Origin of the sequence: Blautia hominis (assembly GCA_002270465.1) — a bacterium.
Classification (GTDB): domain Bacteria; phylum Bacillota; class Clostridia; order Lachnospirales; family Lachnospiraceae; genus Blautia; species Blautia hominis.
On the sequence record NQOF01000009.1, the window covers coordinates 128100 to 149042 of the forward strand.

The window sequence follows — 20943 nt, forward strand, 5'->3', positions numbered from 1 at the left end:
TCCTCACTTATCTCTCTTTACTCTATTCCTTTTATCTCCCTGCACGCCCGGAGAAAATACCGTATCTGTGTATCGGGGACCTGACTGTCAATGCCCACACAGGACACGGACACCTTTCTGCCGTTTTCCTGCCCATCCCTTACAAGGGCCTGCACCTCCTCCGTGATCTGGGTTTCTGAGGCGCTCATCAGACGGACCGGGCTGTATCTGGCATTCAAAAACACACCCGGCAGCTTTCCCCGGACCGCCTTTATATCAGAGAAGGCCCCCACCTCGGCAAACGCAAGGTTCTTTATCTTGGAATACCCATCCACCACGTGTTCCATACTTTTCCCACAGTGATGGATGCCAAAATGTCCGAAGGCATCTGCCAGTCTCCGGTCGTGCTTCAGGAGAAATTTTTCATAAATATCATTGGACACCATCTCAACGGAACAGTTTGAAGTCAGATATACATCCGGCACCGTCCTGCGGACAATGGCGGTCACTCCCCCTGAAATATCACCGGAAAGACGGTAAAAACGTTTTCCCACTTCCAATGAAAGCTCCGTTATCTTTTCCAACAGAGTTTCCACCTCCTCCGGGGCTGTATAATAGGAGAGGAGCACCTCCTGCCCCATAAGGTCCATGGCTATATTCTGGATTCCCATGAGGTTCACATAGGTCTCCACATAGCCGAATCTCTCTTTCAGGTAATCCATCTGTTTCTGTATTCCGGCCCATACCGGGCTTTCATCCAGATTGGGCACTTTCACCTCCCCTATGGCATCCTCATCCAGATTCAGACATTCCACCTGCGGCGAATTATCTGCCTGGAAGCGTATCCGGCAGCCCAGTATCTCAGAATGCAGATACCCTGCTGCCAGCAGGTCTGTGCCCAGAAGCGGACGTCTCTTTGGCTCCTTTTCCCCAATCCCGTAATCCCCGAAGTGTTCGTACAATGTTTTTCTCATGCGCACATCACATTCTATCCGGTACCTGGGGTCATCAAAAAATTCCTGGGTAAAATCCACGCCGGCATTCTTATGCCACCAGCTTGGATGAAAGGTTATATCATATCTCATAGTCCTGTCTTTTCCTCCAACTCATGCAGACGCCTGTACAGCCTTTCCTGTTCCTCCGGTGTTTTGCAGTATGTCACACAGATCAGGCGCCGCCCCGGCCTCCAAAGCTGTTCAAAAGCCCGGAAGCTGTTTTCCTCATCTCCCACTGCCCTGGCATTGAGAATAATCCCGCTGTGGGCAAACGCCTCGCCAAACACCCCCGGATCATTTGGACTGGGATCTGTCTCAATGGTAAATGCCCCGTCTGCGCTGAGGATATTCCCGAACCCCTTCACCATGGGGATTTTTTTCTCCCACACGCCGCAGGAATGATATGCCATGCCGCCCAGGATATTTCCGATCCTCTCGTCTGATCCCTGAAAAAGTTCCCGGTAATCATCACCACTTATCATGATAGAGGTATCATCACTGAGTCCCACACCCGCAAAAGCCCTGCTGCTGGCAAATCCATGTCCCGGGCTTGCAAGTGCATCGCCGATCAGTTTTTTCTGTTCCTGCAGAAAGCCGATCAGAAGGTCCGCACACAGTGCCGCAGCACTTTTCAGTCCATCCGGGTCCTCGAAAACTTCCATGAACAGGTCTGTCACCGGAAGCAGGTACGTGAGCATATTGAGGGGCGATTGGATATCGCTGAAGGATACCGGAACCTTTCCCTTGGTCTTATCCATGAAATATTCTATCATTTCCAGGTTCCTGCGGCCCTCCGGTGTCTGTGATATGGGGACAAAGTCCGCATCCAGGATTTCCCGGGAAGATGAAAATTTTGCCTTAACGCTGGGCGCCTGCTGGGGCAGCCACTGGTAACTGCTGCCGAAACAGGATGCAATATACCCAATTCCATACCACGGCTCCAGAAAATTGGCGATATCTGCTTTATAATCCATGCTTTTTTTCAGGGCCCCGAGCTGCAATGCCAGAGATTCTCTGTAATCCCTGCATTTATCATAAAATACGCCGTCTGCCCGCACTCTCCGGTACACCAGCAGACCCTGTTGTCCTTCCCAAAAATCCCTGTTTTTTTCCAGCATGGATGCTTCATATTCCCCATATGCTTCAAGATCAAAGTTTTCCGGGTCTATGGGCGCCACCTGCGTCCCCTGGGAATCTCTCAGTGTCGTGTCAAATTTTATCTGTTTCAAAATATTTCTCCCTATTCATAATCCTCCACCTTTTTAACCGCAGCTTCCCAGGCATCCCTGTAATATGTCTCAACCTGTTCCATACCAAGCTGTCCGGCCTGTGCCCTCATGGACTCCCAGAGTTTTTCAAACTCCTGCTCATCCTGTGCATAGACCATTTTCCATGAAATGTCCCGGACGATCTCACCGATAGCCGAAACTTTTGTCTTCATCTCATCCGACGCGGTGGGTATCATATTGACTGCCATGGTGGATTTTGCTATCATATCATTTTTCCTCAGATACTCACCGATGGTATCTGTGCCTAAAAATCCATTGATCTCCCGCTGAACCAGCGTCTCGTTATTTTTCCCGCTGTCCGGCCAGTACCTGTAACTGATGGTGTGTCCGTCTTCCATAACTGTGGACGCCTGGAGTCCAAGGGCATTGAAGGGGTCAATACCGTCTGCAAAGGAGCCGCCGTTCTCAAACGGCATCAGATCCTCTGACTTATTATTGATGATCTCCCAGCCCTCTTCTGTGACTTTCGGCGTTTTCTCACTGTCATACTCCCACAGACATCCCTCCGGCCCGTTATACAGATATTTTTCCACCTGAGGATCATAAAACCAATTGAGAAATTCACACGCCTTCTCCGGATTTCTGCAGTTTTTGCTGACTGCATAGTACCAGTTCCTTCCAATGGTCTGGTCCGGGGCTTCATAAATCTTCATATCGTCCGCCGGAATATTTACATAACCGTCCGGAATGTATTTGTTATTCACATGTCCGGAAGGAACATCATTGTAGGCTCCTGTCAGCCAGGAAAACCAGGAGAACAGGATCCGCCCCTGACTGAATTTTTTCTCTAGGTTACTGTAACTCTGGGTCCTGGAATCCGGGTCAAGAAGACCTCTCTGATTGGCTTCATAATAAAAGTGGAGTGCCCGCTTATAAAAACTGTTCTCGTCCAGTATGGAACTGGTGGCCTTTGTCAGAACATTTGTCTCCATGAGAGGTGATATATACTCAGTGTCAATACCGTAGAAATAAGAGAGGGCCGCAATCTCCAGAACCGAATATTTATCCCAGTCGGTAAAAAGTGAAAATCCGTATACCTTCTCCCCGTTTTGGGTGTATGGCTTGATCTCCACCATTTTCTCCACAACATCCAGATAATCCTCCAGCGTTTCCACCTTTGGCTTTCCTGCTTTCTTGTAAGTATCCCACTGCAGCATAGGCATCCAGTTGTAAGCATTCTCTGAGACAGGGCCTATGGATGTGGGCATAATATATAAATCTCCCGTTTTGCCGCTGTTGTACTCTCTGGAATAATCCACTGCCTTCTCATAATACTCAGTCTCGAATATGGATGGAAGAATCTCCTCATACTCATTAAGCGGCAGCAGCAGCCCGGCGTCCATGGCCATCTGTGCCTGGTCCAAATCCTTAAAGCCTATAATATCCGGAAGGTTACCGGATGCCATATACTGCTTCAGCTTCTGCTCCACTCCGGTCCCGGTGGGATAAAATTCTATTTTGATATTCGTATCCTCATAAAGCTTTCTGGCTGCCCATCCTTCCCAGATCCCTGCGTCTGCCGTAACTGCCTGTTGGACAAAAGCCGTCAGCACTACATCATTTTCCCCGTTTTCCTCAGTCAAAGCACTTTTTCCCCCGGCTCCGCATCCTGTCAGAACCAATACCGCCGTCCCTGCTAAAAACAGCCTTCTTTTCCATCCTGTTTCAGCCTGTTTCTTCCTTCTGCCCTTATCTGATCCAGCCATTTCCTCTTCCTCCCGTATCTGCATCCTTTGGTATCGTAATTGCATTTTTTAATATCCACTGCTATAATATAGGCATCTTAAACCGCCATTTTACTGTCTTCATTATAACAGATAACACTATACATTCCCATAAACAAGGAGATACCCATGATCAAGAAACTGGCATCCGGATATTATTCTAAAATGCTGCTGATTTGTATCATCACTGTATGTACGGTCACCGTTTCTCTTTTTCTTTTAAGCAGCCGCCTCATTAAGGAGCAGGAAAAAAATGATTTTCTCAAAGATTATGATATTGTGATCAGCAATCTCTCCGCCATCCTGACTGCCAGGCAGAATTCCATGGCCAACACCCTGGCCCCTGTATTTTCCAGCGAATCCAGATACCAGACACTCTGCAGGCTTTACAGAGAAGACTTTTCCCCTGATTCCTCCACAAACTATTCCATTGTGCAGATGCTGGGGGAGATCTGCCGGTATGACCAGAATCTGCGCGGCATTCTTCTGCTGACCAGAACAGGACGGCTTTACCAGTACAGTCCCGCTTACGACACCATCACGCCCCTGAAGCTCAGTCAGAACACTTATAAGATGGAACCTTACCGGCTCCGTGTCCTTTCTGATGCCCAGCTTGATTCCCTCAGCTCCGAATATGAAAAACCGGGGGATCATGTGTACGGCCTTACAGGAACTATTTTTGACTACTCCGGAGACGAGCTGATCCCCTTTGGACAGATGATTCTTCTGTATGGGGTATCAGAGTTTTCCAATACCATAGCAGACTCCCATCTGAACGAATCGGGAGTCTTCACCATTACGGATAAGGAGGATCACATCATCTATAACTCTGCAGGTGAATACACCTCCCCGGAAGATCTGATCCTTCCTGACATTACCTCTGTTGATGGCAATACCCAGCAGACCTCCGCGGTCCGCCGGATGCTGCATGGGGACCCTTATTACCATGCCTGGACAGGCAGCAGCCGCTATGAATATTATACCGGCTACCAGGTTCCCGCTTCCCTGGTGGAAAACAGCTTTTCCCAGATAATCCTGGCATCCCTCGCCCTTGTTATCTGCCTTTCATCCATACTTCTCTACGTGGTCACCCTGCGTACTTCAGACCGGAAGATCAAGACCATCCAGGCCGGTATGGGCCTTGTAGGACAAAACAACCTGGATTACCGGCTGCCCGTACCGAAAAGCAATGATGAATTCACACAGATCATCAGCAGCTTCAACGGCATGTGTGATGAGCTCCAGCGAAATGTGGAAAAAGCATACCTCTATGAAATATCACAGAAGAAGGCAGAGCTGTATGCCATGCAGACCAGTATCAACCCCCATTTCCTGTATAACACCCTGGAACAGATCCGGGTTCAGATCATGAAGGGTCAGTACAGTGATGCCTCCCAGATGCTGCTGCTTCTCTCAAAAATGTACCGGAACCAGACAAGACGCAACCTCTATGTCTCCATCGGCGAGGAACTGAATCTCTGTGAAAACCTGATCAACCTGTACATGTACCGCTATGGTAACTTTGACTACGAATTCATCATCGGAGGCTCCCTGAAAATTTACGGCATCCCCAAAAACACCCTGCAGCCCCTTATAGAGAATTATTTTGTACACGGTCTTGTCCCGGACCGGGATGACAATTTTCTTACCGTTTCTGTACAGCCGGTAAAACAGAATGGGGAAAACTGGCTGGAATTCTACATTGACGATGACGGTTATTCCATATCCTCAGAAGACCTGGCTGCACTGGAGGAAAAACTTTCCCAGCCTGTCCTAAGCCGCAACGAGGATAACGGTTTTGCACTTTCCAATGTAAATACACGGCTGATGCTGGTATTCGGCAAGGATTCCGGCCTGCATGTCTCCAGAGGTTTCGGAGACCATGGATTCCGGGTAACTTTCCGGATCCCACCCATGCTTCCTGAAACCCTTGGAAGCCCCCAGGGGTAAGTCTCAGCCAAACATATAGGAGGCTGTTTTTCCGCAGTAATCCATCCTTCCCTTTTTCAGCGTGCCGTCTTTCCTGTAAAAGCAGATGCCAAAAGTCCTTGGATAGTCATAGCTGCCCTGCACTTTGTCCAGAGATAAGGTCTTCGTCTCATCATTGTACTGCATGGAAATGGCTGCATACTGACCTTCCCGGTACCGGTAATCCATACCGTTATCCATATAATACAAGAAACGGCCATCCGCACCCTCATAAACCTCAATGGTATCGGCAATGCCTTTTTTGCCGCATTTGCTGTCCACGGGAATTATGGAACCTGCCCGGATAAAAACAGGCTGCCAGGTCACAGGGGCTTCCACCTCATAAGCCCTGCCTCCTGCATAGAATTCCTTTGTCTTCTGGTGATACCACTGTGCACCCGCCGGGAGATATACTTCCCAGCTCTTGGGACCCTTCAGCTTCTCATTCTCAGGACCGTATTCCATGGCTTTTGTCACGGGGCAGACCAGATAGGCAGGGCCGTACATAAACTCTCCCGCCATATTCTTTACCTGCGGATCACAGGCAAAGTCAAACATCAGGCTTCGGAACATGGTATAGGAATCCTCCTCAACCATATGGGCCAGGGAATAGGAATAGGGAAGCATCTTATAACGGAAACGAATGTAGGATACTATGGTGTCATAATATTTCTCCCCGGGCTCCCCGAAGTTCCATGGCTCCCTCGGTGTATCTGTTCCGTGGGAGCGCATGACAGGAAGGAAGGTTCCCATCTGCAGCCATCTGGTATATAATTCCCTGTATCCCAGATCCTGTACACCTTTTTCAAAAAGCCCCTGCCAGAACCAGGGCGCCTCCCCCTCACACACATTGCTGAATCGGCGGAATCCCTGGGTGGATCCTGCAAAAAAGGCGCCGATATCCAGTGTCCAGTAAGGGATGCCTGACATACACATGGAGAGCCCTTCGGCGATCTGCCTGCGGAAAACATCCCAGGTGGCCATGATATCCCCTGACCAGAGAACCGTTCCGTATTTTTGAATGGAGAGGGAACCGGAACGGGTCAGGTTTACTACTCTCTTCTCCCTGCACGCTGCCGTCTGATGTTCATAGATCCCTTTGGCATGAGCCAGTGCAAAGTTATTTGCGATCCTTGCATCAAAATATTTTGTCAGCTCACTTTTTGCCAGCTCATACCGCTGTCCATCCTCTCTTTTCTCCAGCCCATTCCAGTCCGGTGTGAAGGGTTCTGTGGAGTCACACCACCAGGCATCCGTGCCCCCTAAAAACAATTCCTGTTCACACTGGCGCCAGTATAGATCCCTGGCTTCCGGGTCAAAGGCATCATAGGTGGAAAGGTTTGCCAAAAGCTTTCCAGCCTCCAGCATTTCCCGGTTATTTTCGCATCCCCGGTTCATATTCGGCCATATCGATACCATGAATGCCGTGTCATCTTCGTGGAGCTGCTCCGTCATGGATGAAAGATCCGGAAAACGGTTTTTATCCATGATCTTGTTGCCCCATTTGCCCTCCTCCCAGGATTTCCAGTCAAGCACCAGGCAGGACAGGGGGATCTGCCTGTCTTTAAATTCCTTCTGGGTATCCAGGATGTCTTCCTGGGATACATACCGCTCTTTTGACTGTATGTACCCAAATGCCCAGCGCGGGAGCATGACAGCTTGCCCTGTCAGGCAGCGGATCCCCTCAACCAGTCTGTCAAAACCTTCCCCGGTGATCACATAGTAATTGATCTGATCCGCAGCATCCAAATCCAGACGGATCTCATTCTGGGCTTCCTCGTAAGTCATCAGGCAGTCCGCGTCAAAAACAACCGCATATCCGGCGGAGGACAGGAACACCGGCATGGGGATCTGCATGTTATTCTGATAGAGGTACTCTTTCGTATTTCTGTAGTTGTAAGTCCCTCTCTCATGCTGCCCCAGTCCGTAAATGGCTTCCTCCCCGCTTATCTTAAATCTAAGCGTACAGGAATAAGAATCCCCGGTCTTCACTGTGGCTGCATTCTCCACAAAGGAGCGCTCTCCGTCAATGGTCTTTTTTGTGACGATCCTGGCTTTTCCGCCCTCGATCATGAACCTGCAGATCTCCCGGGGCGTAAATTCATATTCTGTCTGTACAAGGAACTGTGTCTTATGGTTTTCAAAAATAACAGCTTCTTTTTCCATTCCCGGGGTGCACACAACCGTGTCATAGGTCCCCGGATCTGTTATGGTCATTCCCGGTTCTCTCACCAGCCCATCAGGGGTACACACCACGCGGGTAATAAATCCTGTCTTTTTAATCATCTCTGCCTCCACCTTTTTACCAGTACAAATCCGTTTCTCTCCATTGGTATGTCATTTTCATACACACACCCTAACAGATGATCGTATACGGGAACCTCTGTCTTTACCACAGTATCCCCGGCTGTAAAATTAAAGATATAATAATAGTCTTCGCCGTCCAGCACCCTGTGCACCACTTCCACATTCTTTTCTGCCCTCACCGGGTTGGGGGCTATCCCAGCTTCCCTGCACAGGTCTGCCAAAAGTCCACCCATAGCCTTCTCACTCAGATTGGTCCCCAGATAACAGGCTTTTCCTTTTCCAAAGGAATTTTTGCTGACGATCATAGCACCCTTTTTGTAGTCACTGGTATAGGTTCCCAGAGCCTCCGCGGTTCCCCCCAGCAGGTCACACCACATACCGTCCCCGCTGTCTGCCTCCGTATCTTTTAAAGTCAGATGTACCTGATTACGGTTGCCCGCAAAGATTGGCTCCACCTCCTCCACAGACACACCGAACACATCTGTGAGGCCTGCGGGAAGTGTTTCCGTATATCCCACATTATCTTTGTTTTTTACGGATGTCAGGAATGTGGCAAGTAAGATGCCTCCATTTTCCACATATCCGCGCAGCTTCATCTGAAACGCCCCGGACGTGATAAATGCCGCGGGGAGCACCAACAGTTTATACTTGGAAAAATCAGCGTCAAAGCTGATAACATCCGCATTGTATCCCCGCTCCGCCAAGATCCGGTACATCCTTCCCGCGTAGTCCAGATATTGAAAGTCCGGATCATTGACCGGCTTCATGCGCAGTGCCCAGTGGGAATCATAATCCACACAGACTGCAGCCTGGTTGGAAAATTCCGCTCTCTCCACAGGCGCAAGCTGTTTCAGTAATTTTGCTGTGTCCTGCATTTCATAATATCTGCGTCTCGGAACACCATCCATATCCACAATGGCGTAATTGAGCTGTTCCGCTCCAAACGGAAATGTCCTGAACTGAAAATGCAGCATCATATCCGCTCCGTGGGCAAAAGACTGGATGACGGCCTGTTTCAGTGCTCCCGGATTGGGCTGAACACGCCCGGAACCGCCGAACCGATGGCCGCCGCCCGACATAAATTCCATCACCCAGAAGGACTTCCCTTCCTTTACTCCCCTGGCAAAGGCATAAGGGAACGAATCTACCGCCGCGTCCCTGAGGCCCGGGTAATAATCAAATCCGTAGCAGTCCAGTTTTTTTGTGCTCTCATAATAGTCAATACTGTTGGTGGCAAGTCCGGTTCCGTTGGTTGTCACCGGATAGTCCGTATATCTGTGCAGGATATCTGCCTGGATATTCTGGTATTCGATCTGGGACCGGCTGCTGAAGCGCTCAAATTCAAGCCTTAAAGTGGGATTTTCAAAGTATACCGGCATATCCTGCCAAGCGCTGACCTCTATTGTATTTACCGGCGGCTTTATCTGGTCAAAATCCTCATAATCCTGTCCCCAGAAGATATTGCCGCTGCGCCTGTTATATTCACGGATGGTCTTATATTTATCTTCCATCCACCTGGAGAACTTTTTCCGGCACACCGGACAGCGGCACCTGCCGGATGCCTCCTGAGCCGGCTCATTGTCAATCTGGAATCCTGAAACGTACGGATTTTTCCCAAAACGCTTTGCGATCTCCTCTGTGATCTTAGCAGAATACTCCCGGTACACCGGATTATTGTAACAGTAGAAACGGCGGCCGCCGAAAGGCCGCTTTTTTCCTCTGTTATCCACATACAGCATTTCCGGATGCCGGTAAACCAGCCATGCCGGAGGGCAGGCGGTAGGCGTGCAGATGATGCTGCGGATCCCTGCTTTTCCGAGACGCTCCACCGCCTCCTCCAGCCACTCAAAATCATATCTGCCTTCCTCCGGCTCCATCCTGCACCAGGCAAACTCCCCCATGCGCACTGTGTTGATGCCGGATGCTGTCAAAAGCTCCATATCATGGTCCAGCTCCCCGGCGCTCTTATGCTCCGGGTAATATGCCACTCCATACTGCATGATCCTTCCTCCTGCTCTCTTTATTTTCCGGTGAAATGTATCTCCGAATTTTCTTTTCTCTCCACTTCCCTGTCCAGGGTCAGCACAACAATGGTGTCTGTCTCCGGATTTTTTACGCCGCTTAAATCCAGCGAAAACGCTTCATCCTTCTGTTCAAAAGGCACCTGCTCCCCATGGAACAGGGCCGCAGTCACAATTCTATAGCCCTCAAATGGGATCTGGCTTTTGCTGCACGCATCTGTATCCAGTACATGTAAGTATATTTTATTCTCTTTTGATGTGCTCCCGTAAACTCCATCCAGCGGCTCAATGGGACCGCCTCTTGTTCCATAGACAGCCTCCCCGTACTCTGCAAGCCATGCGCCAATCTCCCGCATACGGTTTTTCACCTCATCCGAAAGCTTTCCGTTTCTGTCAGGTCCTACGTTCAAAAGCCAGTTGCCGTCACGGCACACAACGTCCACCAGCATTTTTATCAGCCATTCAAAACTGGAAACCGGGTCATCTGCCATCCAGCCCCAGGAACAGCCGCTGCATACGCACATGTTTTTTTCCCAGGGTACAGGAAGGATCTTTCCTGTAATCTCATGAGAACCCTCGTCACAGTAAAAATCGCCTTCGTAACCGGACCGCGGATTCAGCAGAGTTTTGGGATTATATCTGCGCACTAATTTGTTGAGTTTTACCGGCTCCCAGAACCAGGCGCTGGAGGTATCGCTTCCCTTGTGGGCCAGCCAGCCTCCGTCGTACCACATGATATCCACAGGGCCATATTTGCTGCACAGTTCTTCCACCTGCCCGTAGCACTGGTCTTTCATAAGCTGTGCATTCTTTGGCAGTCCCTCCGGATCAAAATATCCGGGGAACCTCCAGTCCATAGGGGAATAATAAAGCCCCACCTTCAGGCCTGCCGCCCTTGCCGCCTCTGTATATTCTTTTACAAAGTCTCTTTTTGCCCCTCTCTCATAGGAAGTAAACCCTTCATAGCTTGCAGGACTGTCCCACAGGGCAAATCCATCATGATGTCTGGTGACCATCACCATATATTTCGCGCCGAAATCCTTTGCCAGCTCTGTCCACTCGGTCATGGAAAAATCCTCTGGAATGAACTCGTCAGCCAGGGCCTCATACTCTTCTTTCGGTATCTGCTCATTAAAGCGCGCCCATTCTCCTCTTCCCAGGATCGAATACAGACCCCAATGCACAAACATGCCCACCTTGGCATCTCTCCACCACTGCAGATCCTCCGGCGCAAGCTTCAGCTCCGGGCATTTGACACCTCCCAGGCTTTTCAGGTTGATGCTGCTTTTCAGCATGGATTTCAGTTCCGCTCCCGTCATCTCTCTTGGTAATTTATCTGCCACTTGAAATTCTCTCCTTTTGCTCTTTCTATTCCTCATAAAGCCAGTCCAGGGTTTCCAGTCCCTCACCGGCCAGATTTGCATTTCTCGGCTTCATCACTGTATCCGATGCTATCACGCCTGCTATCAAAAAGGCTCCTGTGCCAAAATAAATCTCATGGGTTCCCTTCTCATAGCGGTAGGCATGTATATTGATGGGCGGGCACGCCTCCGCCTTCATGGCATTTGCATAGACCACCGTCAGGCCTCCCCTGTCATCCGCATGGGTGTTGGTCTCCAGGTCCGGAAGCTGCAGCCACTCCACGCCTTTTGCATTCATATACCCTACCAGCACATAAGAGTCCTGAGGAAGCTCCAGCTTCACCGTAACGCCCTCCTCAATGGCTGCTCCCAGTCCCATGCGCACACCTGTAAGACTAGCAAGCTCCGGTGCCAGATTGATGATCTTGCAGGAGCAGTCAGAAAATACACTCTCTCCCTTTTTCAGATCATAAGTCTCACAACTTTCGGATTTCAAAAGCGTATAAGGCGCCGGTATCAGAGGTTCTGCAGTGACTTCCTTTGCATGATCTGTGGGCAGAATTCCCTGCTGCAGCTCTGACAGATGTGCTCTGAAATGCTCCAACTCCTTCCGGTATTCCGGCAGGCAGGCTGTCCAGTGCCCGTAGGTCTCTCCATTTGGAAAGGGGATCTTTCTCTGGGGTGTCTGCATACTGTTGGCATAGAGGTAAGTCTCCTGCGTCAGCGCGGCCAGTTTTTTGTACTCCTCCAGGGACTCTGCCATTTTCTGCTCTGCTTTTTCAAGAAACGTGATATCCCCCCTGCATTTTTCATCCATGGTATACTTATACCGCAGGATCTCCATAGCTGCCTCTATCTTTCTGCAGTAGGAAATGGTCATACTGTAGACAGCCTGTGCGTCCGTATAAAGGCGGTTCAGTTCCTCCCTGTCCTCCCCTTCCGCTTTTATCACCGCTTCGCACAGCACAAGGGCTTTCTTTGCATGGGCGCTGACTTCTTCCACACAGTCATAAGGGGTTTCACCCAGATGCGGTTCCCGGTTCACTTCTTTTTTCATATAGTCATCCGGCTGCTCGCCTTTTCTTGCCACAGATTCCCATAATTCCCGGTTGGGCCGGAATCTTGTCACATTGGTAAACTGGCTCATGCTCATGCCCAGGCTGAGTGTCTGGCGGTTTCCCTCCGTAATGCCCACACGGCCCAAAAGCTTTGGCGCACACTGGGCGGCATTTTCCTGTGCTGCCAGAAGTTTTTCTGCTGATTCTCGTGAGATCCCATAGTGCCGTGCAAAAACATTTTCCCAGTATTCCCTCTCCGTGTTTTCCTCCCGGTCCGGATTCCATGCATACCTAAACCATGCGGCAAACCAGATATGATCACGGTCCATCTGCAAAAGGCGAGGTGAAACTTTATCCGGTGTGTACGGCCAGTCCCAGTAAAACAGCGGGTAAAGATGAAGTCCGTTGCAGCCATAGCGGCTCTGCCCCGCCTGTACGCATTTCTGGATATAGAGAGGTGCATTGAACTGGAATGGCTCTAAATCCGCCAGAATATGTATATTCATTATATGAGTGGTTCCAAGACCGGAAAGGGACTGGTGTATTTTCTGCCAATTGCCTTTTGGATAGTAGGTTGAAAGGCTTTCCCCGTTATATTTCCACATGGTGTACAGATTGGTATATTTTTTCTTTGCCTCCTCCATGGCCCCAATAGGGTCACAATCATGGCCCCTCAGGATAATGGGCGGTTCCTCCGCAAGTCCCGCTTCCCTTACTCCGTCTTTTACGCCCGGAATAATGGTGTCAATAAACCAGTCCGTCTTATTCTGTGTTCCCCTAAGCGCTTCTCCCAGGCAGACCATAAGGCCGATATGAGGAAAGGATTTTATGAACTCCCGGATAGATTGTCTTGTGTAATCCGCCACCAGGGGACTGATATTGCTCTGAAGCAGTTCCAGCCCGTGAGCACGGGCAAACGGAAGCGGAATGTGGATATTGTAAAACTTCAGCACCACCCAGATCCCTCTTCTGTCACATTCCTTTGTAAGCCAGCCGAAAAGCTCTCTGTTCTGCTGAAACTCCTCCTCTGTCACTTCCAATGCCTCCGGATAATCCGGCACCTTTACAAGAGAGGAAAACGGATGTCCGCTCCAGATATAGAGGACATTACACCGCATATCCAGCAGCATATCCATGAATTTCGTCCACATTTCCCTGTCATAAAACCAGGGAAAACGCCCCGGTGTGATGGGATATTCATAGGTCAGGCGGGGAGCCTCCACTTTTGTCTTCTGAAGGCCAACGGCCGGACCGCGCAGTTTGAATACCGGTGCATCTCCAAAGGTGATCTCTGCCGGCATCTCCCCCATCCGTTCCACTCTCTCCTTCAGTTCCATACAGCCGTACAGGGCTCCCGTCTCACTTCCTCCGCTGATGACCGTAAGCCGTGCAGGGCAGGACTCTATGTAAAATCCTTCCTCCTCCGGCTCCTTTGTATGAAAGATAAGAATCTCGTTTTCCTCCAGCCATTGAAGAAATCTATCCTCCTTCCTAACCCCTGCATAAAGCTTTTTACCCGGTATATTTCGGTAATCCTCAAAATTTTCAGGCATTTTCTCCTCTGCCACCGCATATCCTGCATGTTGGAGTGCTTCTGTGATTCTCTGTATCCCCAGTTCTATTCTGACGCTGCAAGTCTCATTTTTGATTATTGTGATCTGTTCCATAATTCCTCCCAGTCTATAAAAACAGCCCCCTCAGTACCAAATACCTGATATATTTTTGTACTGAAGAGGCTTTTCTCTGCTGCCGCGGTTAGACAAAAGAAAGTATGCTTTGCGAACTTTCTATTGTCATGATCTTATTTTCCGCCCTTAGCGGAGTCTTTGAACTCTTTCTGTATTGCCTTGTAGTCGGCAGAGTCAACGATACCTTTCACAAAAGTTTCCCACTCTGTCTCACCGATCTGCCCCATAACATACTGCGTGCACATGGTATTCACATCGTCTGTCAGCACATTCCACTGATTGTTGTATGTCTCTGACTGCAGGTTCTGGATCTCATTTTTCATTCCTGTGGCCTGCAGGTCATTGGTGACAAATTCCTTCAGTTCTTTTGCTCTCTGAATACTCTCATCAGAAGCTTTCTTTGCGCCGTCTTTCATAAATTTGTCTGTTATCTGGTCCACGTCTGTTTTCAGGAGGATCTGGTTCCACGCACCTACATATCCATCCTGTCTGGCCTTTTTATATTTTTCGTCTGTCGTATCCTTTGTTCCGTCCTCCAGAAGGGTATAATGTACATCCTGGATACCAAATTTCATCACATCATTATATCCCGGATATTTTTCTTCTGTTGCATTGAACATATCCATGATCTTTTCCAGTTTTTCCTCGGAACAGTCTGCGCTTATGGCGATACAGGAATCAATGTCAGTATAGTTTGGACTTACCGTATACGCCTCCGGTCCTTTCACCGGCTTCAGGCACCATGCTTCACATCCCTCCGGTGCGCTCTCATCAAAGTTTTTGTCGCTTACCAGGTCTGCGGACTGGTTCCAGTTATACCAGGTTGCCAGATAGGCAATGGAATTTCCGGCTTTCCACTTGGAAGTATCGCTGTTATTCAATGCAAATTCAGGGTCAATGACGCCCGCGTCATAAAGGTCTTTTACCCAGTTCAGGAAATCAATATATTTCTCATTGAACTGCATATACTGATACTCTCCGTTCTCATCTATAGTCCAGTCCGTTTGTCCCGTAAATGCAGTTGCAAAAGCTTTCAGATGGGTATCCATGAAGTTGTCCCCAAAGTATTCCAGGGCATAGATTTTTTTGCCTTCTCCCTCTGTGGCCGCATTGGATAAGTCGATCAACCATGTCTTCAGCTCGTCCATAGTGGCCGGCTCCTCTTCAAACCCATATTTTTTCATCAGATCCCTGCGCACTTCAATACCGGAATACTGGCCTTTTTCCGTATTGGACCGGGGCATGATATAGATACCTTCATTATATTTTGCCTGGTCCCACATATCCTCGCCCCAGTTTTTCATAACTGCATTGGTCTCTGCGATCCCGTTTCCGTTGTCAAAAAGGTAGGGTGTCATATCAAGGAAAACGCCTGCATCTATAGCCTGTGTGAAGATTGGATAATAATAAGAACCATTTCCCTCCTTGCTGATCTGCACTACATCCGGAATACTTCCCGCGGCGATCATAGTGTTTACCTTCTGATCGTAATCCTCCCAGTTGATCCACTGGATATCCAGATTCACATCAAAGAGATCTTCCCAATATTTTTCCATCTCACTGTCCTGGGCCGGTCCATATCCCCAGTCAATTCCCATTACGGAGATAGTCATTCTGCCATTGCTGTCCTTTGAAGATTCCTTTTCCTCTTTCTTTATATCCGTTCCTTTTTTTGCCGCCGCATCCGCATCCTCGGAGCCGCCGCACCCTGCCAGGCAGGACACTGCCATGGCTGCTGCCATTGTGAGGGCTGCATGTTTTTTAAACTTCTTTTTCATTTTGAAAACCTCCTGTAATGATATAATTTTATTTTTTTATACTCAGCCTTTTACTGCTCCCACCATCATACCTGACTGAAAATATTTTTGCAGAAACGGGTAGATGACCAGCACGGGCAAAACTACAACAACTACTGCTGCCATTCGCATAACTTCCTGCGGCACAGCATTGGCAACGCTGGACTGGACGTCAATCACGTCTGAAATATTGGATGAGAGAACTACTTTCTGTACATACACCTGCAGACTGGATTTTGCCGTGGATGTTATGTACATGATGGAGTTAAAATAGGTATTCCAGTAACCGACAAAAGCGAACAATGTCATGGTTGCCAGCATGGGCTTGGACAGTGGGATTACAATCGTGCCAAAAATCCTAAGCTGTCCGCAGCCGTCTATTTTAGCTGCCTCCTCCAGTTCTATGGGCAATGACTGGAAGAAAGAACGCATAACCATAATGGACCACGCCCCGCAGGCCGCGGGAAGGATACAGGCCCAATAGCTGTCGATCAGATGCAGGGACTTCATATTCATGAAGTTGGGTACCATACCTGCTGCAAAAAGCATTGTGAACATGACATAGGTATTGATAAATTTTTTACCCGGAATGGGTTTGGAGAGCATATATGCCACACCTGCATTTAAGAATACACTCAGAGGCGTACCCACTGCCGTGATGATCAGTGTGGATTTCAGCGAATTCAAAAATCCTGTCCCTGTAACGATCAGTTTATATGCTGCCATAGACCATTTTTTCGGCCAGAGCGTAAACTCACCTGCCACATAAACGGAGGAGTCTGTAAAGGAAAGCACCACCACATATACAAAGGGAAGTATCATGCTGGCAGCAATAGCCAGGAGGAACACCCACAATATAGCCTGGTATACATTCTCTTTTGCCCTCATACCCAGGTCATTTTTTTTCTTAATTTTTACCACGTTCGACATCTCTGTAAACTCCTTTCCTTCCTTCCATTACATAACCCCTTCATAACCCTTACGGTTGGTGATCCAGTTTGTCAATATGACCAGTGCAGTATTGACAACAGATTTGAAGAGACCAATGGCAGTTGTATAGGAATACTGGGTGCTGCCTGTTGCAATACTATTGTTAAATATGTATACCTCGAATACTTCCAGATGAGATTTGACCATGGGGTTGTTCATCAGGAATACCTGCTCAAAATCCACAGAGATGATGGTTCCCATACGAAGAATCAGCATAACCATAACGGTCGGCATAATACTTGGAAGTGTTATTTTCATCATACACTGAAATTTGTTGGCTCCATCCATTTTGGCTGCTTCATACAGGCTCTGGTCAATCCCCGAGATCGCGGCCAGATATACAATGGAATTCCAACCAATGCTTTTCCACAGAGACTGGACAACAATGATCAGATAGATCCATTTGGTACTGAACAGATATGCGGTAGCCTCATTTCCTCTCATCTCTGCCAGTTTATTCAAAAATCCCTGTTCCGTGGATAACAGGAAAAAGGTAAGGCTGGCTACAATTGCCCAGGAAAGAAAGTGAGGCAGGTATACAGAGGTCTGCACAAATTTCTTAAAGGTCTTATTTCTGACCTCATTCATGATCATTGCCAGAAAGATAGGGACCGGGAACGTCAGCAGACTCAGTCCGCTGATGACCAGCGTATTCTTTAACATATTGTAAAATTTCGGTTCTGCTAACAATGTCTTAAAATGCTTCAGCCCCACCCACGGACTCCCAAGAATACCTATTTGGGGATTGTAATCCTGAAATGCCATCAAAAGCCCGCGCATGGGCATATAAAACATTAAAAACATAACGATCAGCCCCGGGATTCCCAACACATAAATCCACCTGTATTCCCAAAGCTGTTTTTTCAAAGTTTTCCGGGCAGCGTATCCTTTTCCCCGCTTTGCCACCATAATCCATTCCCTCCTGTTTCCTTTTATTCCGGTTCCTTCCGGTTTCCTTTTCTTTATAACAAGAGTATATCTTCCGCCCCATGGGTTTTATATAGTAGAGATTCAACATTTTTGAACTAATTTCATATAAATCTTTTTGGCATTCTTGACTTTGTGAAATTTATCCGATACCATTAGAACTACAGCAAACATTTTAGTTTTTCTTTCTATGCGACAGATATGCGCAATGGTTCCGTCGTATATGATAACTTATAATAAATCAAGGAGGGCCTCCCCATGTATCAGGCTGTGATCGTAGACGATGAATCTTTTGTGCTGGACGGTATGAGAACCGCCATTGACTGGTCGGGTTTCAACTTTGAACTCTGCTGCTGTACTACCAATCCCTGTGATGCCCTTACCTATCTGGAACACCACTCTGCGGATCTGCTGATCACAGACATATCCATGCCGCAGATGACGGGGATCGAGCTGATCGAACAGGTTCGGAAAATCAATCCTCTCATTTCTATACTGGTACTTTCCGCCTATGATAATTTTGAGTATGTGCGTTCCGCCATGCGCCATGGAGCGGAAAATTATCTGCTGAAGCCTCTGGACCCCGACGAACTGCGGGAATCCATCAGTAATATTGTGGGCCATATCCAGGAGCGGGCTGAGTTGTCAGGAACCTACGGCTCCACCATGCTGACCTTCAGAAGCCTTTTTATTGAGAACTGGGTAAAAGGCATTCTAAGTGAAGATGAGTTTATCACCCGTGCGCAGATGCTTGGCATTAACCTCAACCTGGACAATTATACGGTCATGATCTTTACCGTTTCCGCATCCTATCCACAAGGCAAAGAAAAAATGGCCGGGCTGTTTGATTACCTTCTCTCTCTTTTCGTAGGAAATTATATCAGCCATTTTTATTTTGAGACGCCCACACGGCTGGTCTGTATTGTCAGCAGCCCCAATCAAACACACTCCATCGACAGTCTTTTGTCACAAACAGACAATGCGCGGATCATCCTGGACTTTCCGTTTTTTATCTCAACCGGGAATACCGTTGATAATTATGAGGAAGTCAGTGTCAGTTACCGGAATGCGGCCAAATACCTTTTTCTTCAGTACAGCCCCATGCACCGTATCATCTCAAAGGACATGGATCTATCTATGGTTTCTGTCAGCATCATTGAGCGTGATTATGACACTGTGCCAAAGGATATCTACATGGAACAGTTGAAGAATCTGTTTTCCACGATTCCCTCCTCAAGGCGTTCGGCATTTGTACTTGGAACCTTAAACTGGGGTGTGTTTCAGACCTCCGCTGAGATGCAGCCGGAACCGGAGATCATTGAACTTTTGAAAAATATTGTATGTGACTTTTCTGATGAATCCCGTGTTTTTCAATATCTGCACACATTTATCTCTACCTGTTACGAAATTGTGGATAGAAAGCACAAGGACCAGTCAGCCACATACCCATGCGTGGACGCGGTGATCGCTGCGGTACATGAGTTCTCAGACAAAGATATTTCCCTGAAAACTCTGGCTGCCAGGCTGAATATGCATCCCTCTTACCTAGGAAATATTTTCCGCCAGCAGACCGGATATTATTTCAATGATTATGTAAATGAAGAACGCCTGAAATACGCGGCAGATCTGGTAGAACATACAGACATGAAACTCAAGGAAATCGTGGACCGGGCCGGTTTTTCCAGCCAGACCTATTTTAACCGCCAGTTCAAAAGGAAATACGGCGCAGCTCCCAATGCTTACCGCCGAGAGATGAAGTTGAAAAACCTATAGAACGCAGAGTATATAAAAAGCTATCCTCTATGGTGCTGACCACAGAGGATAGCCGCTGACTATCTCTTCTTAGAGTATGTATTCTTCTTTGTTTTCGGAAATCAGGTATCCTGTAACATCTTAACGATTCCGGCGATCACCTCCCGGCTTTCCTCCAGCTCTTCCGCAATGACATCTATGGATTTTCCCTTTTTCAATTTTCTTTTTATCAATTCCTCCAATTTCTCCCGCTGACCTTCCTGTATTCCTTCCTGTATTCCTTCTTGTATTCCCTCCTGTCTTCCCGCTGCATAGGCTTCTTCACGCTGTACTTCCACATCCAGATCATAATCATACTCTGCTATCAGCATATTTACCACCTCACTGCCTTTCTTTTTCAGATAATCAGCCAGTATTCCCGTCTTCATACATTCCTCAATGGCATTTTTGTATGCATCAGGGCTGCCCGTCTGCTGATGTTTCCTTAAAATGTCAACAAATTCACTGTACTCTCTCAGTATCCCGCACCTGTCAAGGATTTCATGACCTTCTTCCGGATTTATATTGATAACCTTTACACAGAGATCCAGCATGGGGGATTCATCCTTTTTTGCATATGCATCTGACAAGTGCAGTGTCTTCTCCTTTGCCCAGGGTTCCTTCCCATTGTAAAAAGTATAGAACTCAGGCGTCGGAATCCTTACTATCCTTTTCCTGTAACGGTCACGCACCGGGACGATCTGTTCTAATGCGCGGCCTATATACAGAAGTTCCCTCAGCGGCATGTTTTCATTGATCGTTGACTGGTGCTCTCCAAACACCATCACCTTATCCTCAATGCCAAAAGATATGTCATTGCAAAAGTTCATATAGAGTACATCATCCACTCTGATCTTCCGGACCTTTGTTCCCTCCGGAAGGGGGTCCTCATGTAGTGCATTGTATAGTGAAATCTCATTTTCCTCTGCGGATTCATCCTCGAAAAACAGATCCACAAACACACTGTTTTTGTATTTCAGGTTCTCTTTTGCTGCCATAAATGCCCTCCTAATACAGGTCATATGACCAAAGGAAGACCTTCTTCTATA

The 20943-nt window shown here is 48.0% G+C and carries 13 protein-coding genes; 2 read left to right on the plus strand and 11 right to left on the minus strand.

Annotated elements, in window-relative coordinates:
• Positions 1-17 precede the first annotated feature (17 nt).
• The 3 genes from CI595_RS23395 to CI595_RS23405 are packed head-to-tail and all read right to left on the minus strand — an operon-like array spanning position 18 to position 3969.
• On the minus strand, positions 18-1064 hold the full coding sequence (locus CI595_RS23395) for a uroporphyrinogen decarboxylase family protein (protein ID WP_095176027.1): 1047 nt from the start codon (positions 1062-1064) through the stop codon (positions 18-20).
• Positions 1061-2203, minus strand: coding sequence for a uroporphyrinogen decarboxylase/cobalamine-independent methonine synthase family protein (locus tag CI595_RS23400; RefSeq protein WP_095176028.1), 1143 nt, complete (start codon positions 2201-2203; stop codon positions 1061-1063). Before CI595_RS23400 ends, CI595_RS23395 begins: the two co-directional genes overlap by 4 nt.
• A gap of 11 nt (positions 2204-2214) precedes the next feature.
• Positions 2215-3969: an extracellular solute-binding protein gene (locus CI595_RS23405; protein ID WP_162291962.1), complete on the minus strand. Its 1755-nt coding sequence runs from the start codon at positions 3967-3969 to the stop codon at positions 2215-2217.
• Positions 3970-4116: 147 nt separating this feature from the next.
• Between CI595_RS23405 and CI595_RS23410 the strand changes: the two genes are divergently transcribed.
• Positions 4117-5937, plus strand: coding sequence for a sensor histidine kinase (locus CI595_RS23410; protein WP_095176030.1), 1821 nt, complete (start codon positions 4117-4119; stop codon positions 5935-5937).
• 3 nt (positions 5938-5940) lie between these two features.
• Here CI595_RS23410 and CI595_RS23415 read toward each other — a convergent pair whose 3' ends face one another.
• From CI595_RS23415 to CI595_RS23445, 7 genes are all read right to left on the minus strand, one after another.
• Positions 5941-8241, minus strand: coding sequence for a glycoside hydrolase family 31 protein (locus tag CI595_RS23415; protein ID WP_095176031.1), 2301 nt, complete (start codon positions 8239-8241; stop codon positions 5941-5943).
• The gene (locus CI595_RS23420) at positions 8238-10262 is read right to left on the minus strand and encodes a beta-galactosidase (protein WP_095176032.1); all 2025 of its coding nucleotides are present in this window, start codon (positions 10260-10262) and stop codon (positions 8238-8240) included. The genes CI595_RS23415 and CI595_RS23420 overlap by 4 nt, the downstream gene beginning before the upstream one ends.
• A 20-nt stretch (positions 10263-10282) precedes the next feature.
• Positions 10283-11626: an alpha-L-fucosidase gene (locus CI595_RS23425; protein WP_095176033.1), complete on the minus strand. Its 1344-nt coding sequence runs from the start codon at positions 11624-11626 to the stop codon at positions 10283-10285.
• Positions 11627-11651: 25 nt separating this feature from the next.
• Positions 11652-14369 carry a hypothetical protein gene (locus CI595_RS23430; protein ID WP_095176034.1) on the minus strand — a complete coding sequence of 906 codons (2718 nt, stop codon included), beginning with the start codon at positions 14367-14369 and terminating at the stop codon, positions 11652-11654.
• A gap of 134 nt (positions 14370-14503) precedes the next feature.
• Positions 14504-16168 carry a type 2 periplasmic-binding domain-containing protein gene (locus tag CI595_RS23435; protein WP_095176035.1) on the minus strand — a complete coding sequence of 555 codons (1665 nt, stop codon included), beginning with the start codon at positions 16166-16168 and terminating at the stop codon, positions 14504-14506.
• Between the two features lie 42 nt (positions 16169-16210).
• Positions 16211-17116 (minus strand): carbohydrate ABC transporter permease, encoded by a 906-nt coding sequence (locus CI595_RS23440; RefSeq protein WP_095176036.1) that lies wholly within the window; start codon positions 17114-17116, stop codon positions 16211-16213.
• A gap of 27 nt (positions 17117-17143) precedes the next feature.
• The gene (locus CI595_RS23445; protein ID WP_095176037.1) at positions 17144-18085 is read right to left on the minus strand and encodes an ABC transporter permease; all 942 of its coding nucleotides are present in this window, start codon (positions 18083-18085) and stop codon (positions 17144-17146) included.
• A 276-nt stretch (positions 18086-18361) separates the two neighbouring features.
• Here CI595_RS23445 and CI595_RS23450 point away from each other — a divergent pair, with 276 nt between their 5' ends.
• Positions 18362-19876, plus strand: coding sequence for a response regulator (locus CI595_RS23450; RefSeq protein ID WP_095176038.1), 1515 nt, complete (start codon positions 18362-18364; stop codon positions 19874-19876).
• A gap of 101 nt (positions 19877-19977) precedes the next feature.
• Here the strand turns inward: CI595_RS23450 and CI595_RS23455 are convergent, their stop codons facing one another.
• Complete coding sequence (locus CI595_RS23455) at positions 19978-20892, minus strand: RpnC/YadD family protein (RefSeq protein WP_095176039.1); 915 nt, start codon at positions 20890-20892, stop codon at positions 19978-19980.
• Positions 20893-20943: the final 51 nt, after the last annotated feature.